The 9,125-nt window shown below is 39.5% G+C and carries 9 protein-coding genes and 2 pseudogenes; 10 read left to right on the forward strand and 1 reads right to left on the reverse strand.

From position 1 onward, the window contains the following. Positions 1-51 precede the first annotated feature (51 nt). The 8 genes and pseudogenes from BLR11_RS13405 to BLR11_RS13435 all read left to right on the forward strand — a co-directional run bounded on the left by BLR11_RS13405 (position 52) and on the right by BLR11_RS13435 (position 6,175). Positions 52-282, forward strand: a complete 231-nt coding sequence (locus BLR11_RS13405) for a hypothetical protein (RefSeq protein WP_091653102.1) — start codon at positions 52-54, stop codon at positions 280-282. Next, a complete protein-coding gene (locus BLR11_RS13410; RefSeq protein ID WP_091653105.1) occupies positions 260-1,531 on the forward strand; it encodes an IS5 family transposase in 1,272 nt (423 codons plus the stop codon). Before BLR11_RS13405 ends, BLR11_RS13410 begins: the two co-directional genes overlap by 23 nt. Before the next feature lie 33 nt (positions 1,532-1,564). Beyond that, positions 1,565-1,867 (forward strand): annotated as a pseudogene (locus BLR11_RS14795) (group II intron maturase-specific domain-containing protein); the annotation flags it as partial. 139 nt (positions 1,868-2,006) lie between these two features. Further along, positions 2,007-2,252 (forward strand): integrase core domain-containing protein, encoded by a 246-nt coding sequence (locus BLR11_RS14800; RefSeq protein ID WP_425433765.1) that lies wholly within the window; start codon positions 2,007-2,009, stop codon positions 2,250-2,252. A gap of 590 nt (positions 2,253-2,842) precedes the next feature. Next, entirely contained in the window at positions 2,843-3,070 is a 228-nt protein-coding gene (locus tag BLR11_RS14025) for a hypothetical protein (protein ID WP_176763009.1), read from the forward strand. A 101-nt stretch (positions 3,071-3,171) separates the two neighbouring features. Further along, positions 3,172-4,443 carry an MFS transporter gene (locus BLR11_RS13425; protein WP_218118829.1) on the forward strand — a complete coding sequence of 424 codons (1,272 nt, stop codon included), beginning with the start codon at positions 3,172-3,174 and terminating at the stop codon, positions 4,441-4,443. Positions 4,444-4,717: 274 nt separating this feature from the next. Next, a complete protein-coding gene (locus tag BLR11_RS13430) occupies positions 4,718-4,996 on the forward strand; it encodes a UxaA family hydrolase (protein ID WP_091653108.1) in 279 nt (92 codons plus the stop codon). A gap of 18 nt (positions 4,997-5,014) precedes the next feature. Beyond that, positions 5,015-6,175: a UxaA family hydrolase gene (locus tag BLR11_RS13435; RefSeq protein ID WP_091653112.1), complete on the forward strand. Its 1,161-nt coding sequence runs from the start codon at positions 5,015-5,017 to the stop codon at positions 6,173-6,175. A 761-nt stretch (positions 6,176-6,936) separates the two neighbouring features. Here BLR11_RS13435 and BLR11_RS13445 read toward each other — a convergent pair. Next, positions 6,937-7,281, reverse strand: coding sequence for a transposase (locus BLR11_RS13445; protein ID WP_218118830.1), 345 nt, complete (start codon positions 7,279-7,281; stop codon positions 6,937-6,939). Positions 7,282-7,455: 174 nt separating this feature from the next. Here BLR11_RS13445 and BLR11_RS13450 point away from each other — a divergent pair, with 174 nt between their 5' ends. Continuing rightward, positions 7,456-7,875: a transposase gene (locus tag BLR11_RS13450; protein WP_218118831.1), complete on the forward strand. Its 420-nt coding sequence runs from the start codon at positions 7,456-7,458 to the stop codon at positions 7,873-7,875. Positions 7,876-8,890: 1,015 nt separating this feature from the next. Continuing rightward, a pseudogene (locus BLR11_RS13455) lies at positions 8,891-9,125 on the forward strand (GntP family permease); the annotation flags it as partial.

The raw sequence follows: 9,125 nt of genomic DNA on the forward strand, positions 1-9,125 counted from the left end.
CATGAGTATGGTGGAAAACAGCTCAAAACTCTTGCACACAGGTGACGTAAAATGTATAAAACTCCTTCTAAACAACTTTCCTTCGAAGATTTTAATCAACCCTTGGGATTACAAATGGATCCGAACAACCGCTGGATCAAGAAAGCGGAATTCATCCCGTGGGATCTGGTAGAAAAGAAATATAAAAAACTGTTCAAAGGATTCAAAGGCCACGTAGCAAAGCCTGCCAGAATGGCATTAGGCGCGTTGCTCATTCAAATTGAATACGGGTTACTCGGATGAAGAAACCGTCGAACAAATCAAGGAAAACCCCTATTTGCAATACTTCTGCGGCTTGCTTGGCTATGAATATAAAGCACCGTTTGATGCGTCTGCCATGACACAGTTTCGTAAACGCCTAACGCCGAAACGGTTGGAAGCCATCAACAATTTCATTATCCAACAGGCAGAAACTGCCAAACAAGCGCCGCAGCACACCGAAAACGACACCGACAAGAAAGATGACTCTCATCATGATGATACGCCGCCGTCTACCTCCGACAAGGAAGGGACGCTGATTGTGGATGCTACCTGTGCGCCCTCTCGTATCAAGTATCCCAGGGACATGGAATTGTTGAATGAAGGACGAGAAAAACTGGAACATATCATCACCGTGCTGCATACTCCCACTGATGGAAAGAAACCGCGGACCTATTGTCGGAAAGCCCGGAAGGACTATTTGAACATCGTCCGATCCAAGAAAAACAAAGCAAAGAAACTGCGGCATGGCATCCGCAAGCAATTGCAATATATTGCCAGAGATCAGCGCTATATCGCTAATCTGTTACAAGATGGCAGACAGCTAGCACCCAAGTATCAACAACAGTTACCCGTGATTCAACAGATGTATGCGCAGCAGAAGTACATGTATGATCATCAGATGCATCGCATCGAACACCGCATTGTAAACCTGCGGCAGCCATTTCTGCGGCCAATTGTGCGTGGCAAAGTCAAAGTGCCTGTGGAATTTGGTGCCAAGCTGGACATCAGCGTCGTGAACGGCATGGTACGGTTAGAACGACAGAGTTTTGAAACCTATAATGAAAGTACGTTGCTGCCACGAGAAATCGAACGGTACCATGAACGGTATGGTCATTATCCAGAACGGGTGCTGGCCGATAAGATATACCGCAACCGTGTCAATCTGGCGTATTGCAAAGAAAGAGGTATCCGGTTGTCAGGGCCTGCCTTAGGACGGCCCAAGAAAGATGCTGTCAGAGACAGACGGTTGGAATACAAAGACAATTGCGATCGCGTGGAAGTAGAACGCGCTTTCAGTTTAGCGAAACGTCGGTTTGGCCTTACTCAAATCAGGACATATCTGAAAGAAACGACACAGAGTGTGATCGCGCTGTCTATTTTGTCACTGAACCTGGGAAAGCTACAGGCTATTCAGTGTACGCCAATTTTATTTTACCTACAGTTACTACTATGGAAAGTAAAACGGGCCTTAAAATGGCTGCCGTGTCAAGAAGTGGTTTTTGCGCAGTAGACATTACTTAGAGGATGATCAAACTATCACAGACACGTAGTTGCAAACAAAGCCTTCTCTTACATCAATAACACAATTTACTTTTTACTGCAACAATGGGCAAAACATCGCCATCCTAATAAAAATAAATGGTGGCGGTTGAACAAATACGGGCATGAAAAGAATGGCAAGCCTTGGCTGTTCATGACAGATGAATCTAGTCTTATAAACCTAAGAAGAATAGATATCGTCCGACATCCTAAACTGCAGATTTCTAAAAATCCCTTCATAGGCGAAGCATATTTTACAAAAAGAAAGCTCCAGTTACAATCACTGTTTGCCGCCAGAAATGGTTAAGAAATGCTTGAGCCGTATGAGCGGGAAACTCTCACGTACGGTTCTTAGACGAGAAAAAGGGAGCAATCCCTTTTCTTTAGTCGATTACATCAGTGAGCTGTACCGTAATGCAATTAAGCAATACGGAATAGTACAAAGTATGAACAGTGCAGGTGGCAGATGCCATGATAATGCCCGTTGCGAAAGCATGTGGGCAAGATTAAAGGAAGAATTAATCTATAATCGATATAATGCTTCAAAAACAACTGTTGAACATATGAAAACAATGATATGGAGATATTTCATTAGTTACTGGAATAACCGAAGAATCTGCTCCCCCAATGGAGGATTACCTCCATTGATTAAGAGACAACAGTATTACCGCTCATTGAAGGATGCAGCGTAGATCGAATATCCTCGAGGAAAAGTGTAAAGAGATATTGACAATATCAATTTTATATTTTTTACATGAAATAATTATGATTTCTTGTATCATAATTTATGATTTAAAAACATCGAATTAGTGTTAATAATATCAAAAGAGCATATTTATTTTAAAATCTTGACTTTGAGAATTAAACATGTAAAATATATATAGCGAAACGTAAGTACGAATCAATACGCATACGCGTACTACCGAGCTATTTAACAATATACGTTCTTGTAATTGAATCTTTTGAAACAATATTATTAATAACCGTAAGGTTTCGATAAATGAGATAACTGACATTTCGTTTATACCCTGTTCTATATATAGATGAAGAACGTCGGACGAGGTGAAGTGTAGAAGTGAGTGTAGTTTTTCCTGTATCGGATTATATTAATAGTGTCATATTTGCAATAGTTATAGGAAAGCCTGTATCAGATATGCTTCCGTCAGTAGATTAACCCATCGAGAGAATAGGCGCATGTGTCCATAATCTGGAAGAAAAACGAGGATGTGGTGATACAGCTACGACAGTTCGAGATACCAGATGTGAGGGATATCGGACAGCGGTGGCACAAAACGAAAAGGTATACATGTTGAAGGAATATCGCTGTGGTGACAGTTTGTTTTCCAAGGTCCAGTCAGGCAATGATATCGAAGAACTAAGAGGGATGATTATTGGAGAGTGCAATATCTGCGTATTCACGACAGTACCTTGGATATTTATGGGAACCTCGATGCCGCTGACCATTAAGTTGTCAATGAACATGAATATATTTAATAATGCTGTTTTTTAGGAGGCAATCGCTTTTGTTGAAAAAAGTGATGTTTCCTGATAATATATTTTTTTATTTAAAGCGTAGTGTTATACTACCATATATTATAGGGAGGTTTTATAGTGGAAAATGTTAGAACTCATGCACGATATGGCGTTGGTCTAATGATGCTTTTTGCCATTGTTATCAATTATCTCGACAGGACGGTCATGTCGGCGGCAGCTCCGGCTATTATGAATGATCTGCATATTACGGACGCAAGTATGGGACTTATCATGTCAGCATTCTTTTTCAGTTATGCCGTGTTTCAAATCCCGTCAGGATGGTTAGCCGATAGGATCGGACAGCGGATCTGTTTGGGAATTTCCGTACTTTGGTGGTCCTTGGCGACTGTAAGTACCGCATTAGCTCGAACTCCGTTTAGTTTTATCAGTGCACGTATTTTCATGGGGGTAGGGGAGGCCGGAGCGTATCCGTGTAATGCGGGTATTACTGCAAAATGGTTCCCAGATGATGAACGTGGTAAGATGACGGCTATCTTTGACAGTGGTTCTCGATTTGGAACCGCATTTGCGATGCCGTTAGTAGTATGGGTCATTTCGCAATTCAGCTGGCATGTTGCGTTTATTATCTGTGGATCGTTAGGGGTATTGTGGTCGTTAGTCTGGTTTTGGTATTACAATGATCCGGAAAAGAGCCGGTTTATTAATGAAGAAGAATTAAAATACATTCATGGTGGGCAAAAACGCGTACAGGATAACGATAAGACGCAGCCGATGAAATGGTATCAGTTATTTCGATATCGGAATGTTATTGCGATGTGTACTGGATTTTTTACCTTGAATTATTCCATCTATTTCTTTATCACGTGGTTTCCGACCTATTTGGTACGGGAAAGAGGCATATCATTTGCGGCCATGGGCTTTTTAGCTATGTTGCCGCCGCTGGTGGGAATATTTGCGGAATGGTTCGGCGGGTGGTTCCAGGATCATATGTATAAGAAAACCCATTCGCTAGATACGGCCAGAAAAATAAATTTGGTAGGAGGTATGCTGCTGTCTACCACCATTGCTTTTGCCGGTCTATTTGACAATATTGTTGTACTCATGACGTTGTTGTGTCTGACATATGCAGGATTGGCATTTGCCGCAAGTGCCGTGTGGTGCCTGCCAGGGGATGTTGCGCCTAAAAATATGGTATCTGTATTGGGGGGCGTACAGAACTGCATTTCCAATTGTGGGGGGATTTTAGGACCTATTATTACCGGATTTATTATTACAGCATCAGGATCTTTTATGCCTGCATTAGTAGTTTCAGGTGTGTTTTGCTTTGTCGGTGCGATGAATTATTTGTTTGTTTTAAGAGAAATCAAACCAATTGAAGTTATCGAATAATAAACTCAACATTTTATTGAAGAAGATGATGGACTGCTATATCACGCATGCGAGTACGCATATACATATCGATACTCGCATGCGTTCCGACTGTGCAATTAAAAATCAGAGAAGGAATCCTTAGAGCTTAATTGTAATGCAGTTTGGATGTGCAACGTTACTAATATAAATTAAGTTAGGAAGAAGATACACTTTCTTCATGTCATTAAAAAGTAAGATTTGTAAGTTGGTGGGATTTATTTTTTGCAAAATTTGTTATACGAGGAGGAATAGTATGATTAATGCGATGATTATTGATGAATTGGATAATGTAGGAGTTGTTATTTACCCAATCAAAAAAGGAGACACTATTTCCTATGTAATGGCAAATCAGCAAACTGCAGAGATACAAGCAGTTGATGATATCAAGATTTATCATAAATTTGCTATTCGCGACATTGTAAAAGGTGCACCCGTTGTTAAATATGGCCAGCATATTGGCAGTGCTGGGATAGATATTAAACAAGGTCAGCATGTTCATATTCATAATGTTGAAAGTGTTCGCGAATTATAAAAGGAGCTCTGAGCTATCATGAATTTTTATGGATACGGAAGACCGGATGGCCGAGTTGGTGTACGAAATCATGTATTGATTTTGCCAGCCAGCATTTGTGCATCCGACACTGCGAGAATTATTTCACAACAGGTCACTGGTTCTGTTACTTTTAATAATCAGAACGGCTGTGCCCAAGTCCCACCTGATCAGGAATTGACCATGGATGTCATGGCTGGCTTTGCTGCCAATCCAAACATATACGGTACTGTGGTAGTATCTCTGGGTTGTGAAAACTGCCAAATGGATTTAGTCGTTGATGCAATTAAAGCTCGTACAAACAAACCACTGCAACGTGTTATTATCCAGGAAGCCGGAGGAACATTGAAGGCTATTGAACAGGCTGTCCGTTACGCCAAGACAATGGTACAGGAAGCAAGTCTGTGCCGCCGCGAAGAATTCAATCTTTCCGAACTTATTGTCGGCACGGAATGCGGCGGTTCGGATCCAACATCTGGTTTGGCGGCTAATCCTGTTGTTGGCGAATTAAGCGACTGCCTCGTTGATTTAGGAGCCACATCTATTTTAAGTGAAACAACAGAATTTATTGGTGCAGAGCACATTCTGGCAAAACGTGGCAAGACAGACGAAATCAAACAACAGGTCCTCGATATCGTCCATCGTTATGAAAAAGCGTTGCAACTTGTTGGTGAAGAAGTTCGGGAGGGTAATCCGTCTCCTGGCAATAAAGCCGGTGGTATTACAACGTTGGAAGAAAAATCTCTTGGCTGCATCCATAAAGGCGGGCACCGTCTTATCAACGCTGTCTATGATTATGCGAAACAGGTCGATGAACGAGGCCTTGTTATTATGGATACGCCTGGTAACGATCCATCTTCTGTTGCTGCTATGGTGGCCGGCGGTGCTCAAATCATTGTGTTTACAACAGGTCGCGGGACACCGACGGGAAATCCTATTTCTCCGGTCATTAAAATTACGGGCAATAAGATTACGTTTGAAAACATGGAGGATAACATTGATTTCAATGTAAGCCCTGTTATTTATGGTGAAAAAACCATGAGTCAGATGGGGGAAGAATTGTTGGATATTGTCGTAGAAACAGCTAATGGTAAACAGACAAAAGCTGAATCGTTGGGATACAACGAAATTGCTATTGCCCGTGTTTGTAATTATGTATGAGTAGCTTAAACTTCGCACACCGAAAACAGCCTGAAAATCCTGAAATTACGCATTTAGTTGACTAAAACAATATTATGGCGATGATATGGCGTCGTATGTTCTCGTGGCCTAGCAAACCGCAGAATGTGAGTAGACAAAAAATTAAAAACACTCATCTGGGGGTTGTGAGGCATTATTCAAATACTCAGAAAAGGCTATCCCTAAAGTGGAAAATCACTTTCGGGATAGCCTTTTTGAGTAGTGCCCCCGGCATGGGCGCAGTCTAACGTAAGCGGCTAACTGAACGGCCCCAAAAACTAATCCAAAAACAATGTTAGTCTGACTGATTCTATTCTGTCATGCAGACAGAGGAATAATCGTTTGTGGAGCCGGTGGTCGTCCGCCCAGACGAGTGTGTGAAGAAATCTCTGTATCTTTGGTCTTCCATGATAATTTACTAGGCTGGAGGATGTTCCTGAATTCTCATGGATATTATCCAGCCTTAGCTGCACTATAAGATATATTTTTTTGCATGTCAAGAAGAGTTGCCGATAAAGTAGCTTTTTGTCAATAAGATGCGTCTATTCCATGAGTCTATTTTTTTAACGTTTCATCTTCCGCACAGATATCTAACATAGCATCTGCAAGAGACGGATATTTCCAAGGCTTATCTTTATATGTAAGATAATTGTGAAATCCCTGTCTGGTTACGCATAGGCTTTTACAATAGAATGAAATGTTACCTTTAATAGTGCCGTCTTCCGTTTTTATTGCAATAAATATCAATCTCTGTTTTTTGTTGACTTCCGACGGCTGGCGGCGAAAAAAGCGCTTGCTTCCTCAAGAAATTCATTCACTTCTTTAAGATGGTGATTCTCTTTGTCCAGTTCTTTAACACGCTTTTTAAGTTCAATAAGTTCCTCGTTAAGAGATAAGGCATTGGAAGGAGTATGAACAGCGTCTTTTGCCTCCAACCTACCTCCTTTGAAGGCTTTAACCCATGTATAGATAGTACTATCAGGAAGCCCCAGTTCCGTTGCGGCTTTGTGTCCACCAATCTCCTGAGCTAATTTTACAGCCTGTGATTTAAATTCTTGGTCATACGTTTTTATAATTCGTTTTGCCATCTTATTTCTCCTATTTTCTATCAATTATATATCACAATCCTTGAGAATAGGGTGCCAATTTTTATTGGACAACATCATACCTATGGATTTTATCCAAAGTATCCTGTCGCAGATGCAGGCTATGGTTTATACAACAATTATATTTACTGCGGGCAACACGGAATGGAAAAATACATGAAATTCACGATGTACAAGCAAGAAACTACAAACGCAAAGTATCGAGAGAATCTGTTTCGGGCAGTGAATTTCAAAATTGATGCAAAAGGCACACTGCGTTGTCCGGCCGGACAGGCATTTCATCTGCAGTACAGACGAAATGTAAAAGAAAATCGATATGGACGACAGGAGGAAGTCTACCAGTGCGAAAATTGCACGGATTGTCCGTACGCCTCCGCGTGTAAAAAGACGAATAAAAATCGGACGATTCAGCTTAACCAGGAATTAACCTCGATGCATCAAGAAGTAGTGAATAATCTGGAAAGTATTCAAGGAGCGCTTCTTCGTATGAATCGCTCCATTCAATCCGAAGGTACTTTTGGCATCATGAAAAATAATCGCTGGTACAAAAGAATCGTTCGAAAAGGCATAGAATAAGTACGTTTAGAGATTTTACTGGTTTCTATTGGGCACAATCTTTATAAATATCACAAGAAAAGACTACGTTTGAAGAAAGTCGCATAACCTGTAGAAAAGCAGTTTTTATGGGGAAAGGGGATGTATGCCCTTTTTTCTGTAATTGATTACTTGCGACCTCAATCTGCATAGAAAAAAGAGGCTGTGGACAAAATGATTTCTCATTTTGTCACAGCCCCTATTTTTATATGTCGGGAAATTAAGCCTCAATTCAATAGATTTGATTATGTTGCTATGATAGATAACAGTTTATCTACAGTATAATCAATATTTTCCATTATGGGGATAAAGTGAAATTTTTCTGATAAAGTATACATAATTAAAAATTTCTGTTGGCAGATATAAGGGTGTAGCAAGTAGTAATATATTTTTGATACCTTACGTTAAGGATGTATTTGTGGATTGACTTGTAAAAATTATTTTTAAAGTCATGGGATATTGAAAATAACTTTTAAGAATTGATTCATAGGTTTTTCGGATAATTTTATTTTAAAAATATGTAAAAACAAAAAAGTGATTTTTTTAACAATATATCGATAAAAAATATTAAAAAAAGGCACTCGATAGGCATCCCTTCTCATTTGTGAAATAAATTCATCAAAGCAATGAATACAAACTATGTCATAGTAATATAGAATGAAAAATAAATATAAACACTGATAAAACCTATATCCATGAAATTAATTCATGGATATAATGAAGCACACATATTTTACTTTACACTATGAAGATGATATTATCAACATATAGTAGTGCATTACCACAAAGCATTCATAAAATGTATTTTTGTGATTTTTATGAAAATATTAAAATTATACCATGGATAATTTTAATATATGGTTTGTTTAAAAGATGTACTAACCATTAATTTAGAACAGACCTTATGGTGAATGCAAAAGTGAAAAAATGAACTATTATTAGCGGTTATTGTAAAAAATCACTAATATTTGTGTATATTGAAAGGAAGTGGACTCTTATGGAAATCAGCGTTTTGGTTATCGTACTTAGTTTAGCGGGATTAATCTTTTTTGCATATCGGGGATTTTCTGTAATTATGATGGCGCCTATTATGGCTTTATTGGCGGCTACTCTTTCTGGACTAGCGATTATGCCGTCTTATACGGAATTATTTATGGGCAAGGCTGTTACATATATCAAAGCTTTCTTCCCTATTTTTATGCTGGGAGCTATTTTTGGAAAAGTAATGGAAG

This window comes from Megasphaera paucivorans (genome assembly GCF_900103535.1).
GTDB classification, from domain to species: domain Bacteria; phylum Bacillota; class Negativicutes; order Veillonellales; family Megasphaeraceae; genus Megasphaera_A; species Megasphaera_A paucivorans.

Bases quoted from the DNA above. Each gene is read 5' to 3' on its own strand.
- BLR11_RS13430 (WP_091653108.1), top strand. From the start codon at position 4,718: ATGATTAATGCGATGATTATTGATGAATTGGATAATGTAGGAGTTGTT.
- BLR11_RS13405 (WP_091653102.1), top strand. From the start codon at position 52: ATGTATAAAACTCCTTCTAAACAACTTTCCTTCGAAGATTTTAATCAA.
- BLR11_RS13435 (WP_091653112.1), top strand. From the start codon at position 5,015: ATGAATTTTTATGGATACGGAAGACCGGATGGCCGAGTTGGTGTACGA.
- BLR11_RS13450 (WP_218118831.1), top strand. From the start codon at position 7,456: ATGAAATTCACGATGTACAAGCAAGAAACTACAAACGCAAAGTATCGA.
- BLR11_RS14800 (WP_425433765.1), top strand. From the start codon at position 2,007: ATGAACAGTGCAGGTGGCAGATGCCATGATAATGCCCGTTGCGAAAGC.
- BLR11_RS13445 (WP_218118830.1), bottom strand. From the start codon at position 7,281: ATGGCAAAACGAATTATAAAAACGTATGACCAAGAATTTAAATCACAG.